Source organism: Streptomyces sp. NPDC017936 (assembly GCF_044328485.1).
Classification (GTDB): Bacteria; Actinomycetota; Actinomycetes; order Streptomycetales; family Streptomycetaceae; genus Streptomyces.
Genome location: NZ_JBIRHK010000044.1, coordinates 1 through 1297, shown reverse-complemented (window position 1 = coordinate 1297; position 1297 = coordinate 1). Strand labels below are relative to the sequence as shown.

At 68.8% G+C, this 1297-nt stretch carries 1 protein-coding gene; it reads right to left on the bottom strand.

All coding sequences use genetic code 11. The features are described 5' to 3' along the window. Positions 1–29: 29 nt before the first annotated feature. Positions 30–1231 (bottom strand): IS3 family transposase gene (locus ACH4F6_RS39965; protein ID WP_397965599.1). Its coding sequence is split into 2 segments (ribosomal slippage): positions 30–940 and positions 940–1231, totalling 1203 coding nucleotides; the frame shifts between segments, so codons are not numbered across the junction. Between the last annotated feature and the right edge of the window lie 66 nt (positions 1232–1297).

Sequence of the window (1297 nt, the reverse complement as noted above, 5' to 3'; positions counted from 1 at the left end):
GGGCCTTGACCCTTATTCCTGAACACGGGTTATGCGGCTTTGGCCAGCGTAGTTGATGTTGTGTGGAGTGCTCGCTCGTAGGCGATCGGGCTGCGGTGGTCGAGGCGGGAGTGGCGTCGGACGGTGTTGTAGCGGTGCAGCCAGCGGAAGAGGTCCAGATGGGCTTCGCGCTCGGTGTCCCAGGCCCGGCGGCCCTGGAGGATCTCTCGTTTGCAGGTCGCGTTGAAGGACTCGGCGAGTGCGTTGTCCGCGCTGGAGCCGATCGCGCCCATGGACTGGGTGACGCCGGCCTTGCGGCAGGCGTCGGCGAAGGCCCGGCTGCAGTACTGGGCCCCGTGATCGCTGTGGAAAACGGCGCCGGCGAGACTGCCGCGGGTCCGTTCGGCCGCGTGCAGGGCGTCGATGACGAGGTCGGCCCGCATGTGGTCGGCGACCGCCCACCCCGCCAGGCGCCGTGAGGCGAGGTCGATCACGGTGGCCAGATAGCGGAACTTCCCGCCGGCCAGGGGGAGGTAGGTGATGTCGCCGACGTACTTGGTGTTCGCCTTCTGGGCGGTGAAGTCGCGGCCGATCAGGTCCGGGACCTTCGCCGCGGCCGGGTCGGGAACGGTGGTGCGGTGCCGACGGCGCAGGCGGAGCCCGGCCAGCCCGATCGTCCTCATTACCCGGGCGACGCGCTTGTGATTCACCACCTCGCCGTTTGCCCGGAGCTCGGCGGTGACCCTGGGAACGCCGTAGGTGCCCTCCGAGACCCGGTGGACCGCGCGTATCCGGGCAGCGAGCTGCGCGTCGGCGGCCTGGCGGGCCGCCCTTGCGGCTGTTGTCCTGCGCCAGTAGTAGAAGCTGGAGCGGGCGATGCCGAGGATGGTGCACAGCCGCTTCACGCCGTGGCGGCGCTGGTGGTCGGCGACGAACTGAAAGCGGTTCACCAGCGCGTCTCCCCGGCGAAATACTTCGCGGCCTTGCGTAGGATCTCGCGTTCTTCCTCCAGCTCACGGACCTTTTTGCGCAGCTCTGCGTTTTCCGCCTCCAGCGGCGTGGGCGGCTCGGCGGGTGCTTCCGCGCGACGTCCCCGCGGCCGGCTCGCACCGGCCGCCCGGACCCAGTTCCGCAGAGTCTCGGGATTGATCCCCAGATCGTCGGCGACCTGCCGGATGGTCGCCCCGGGCCGCGACTGGTACAGCGCGACCGCGTCCGCCTTGAACTGCGGCGGATAGTTTTTCATGACCACGAGATGTCCGTTCTCAGATCCTCAGGATCCAGTGTCTCGTGTGTCCAAGATCAGGGGTCAAGGCCC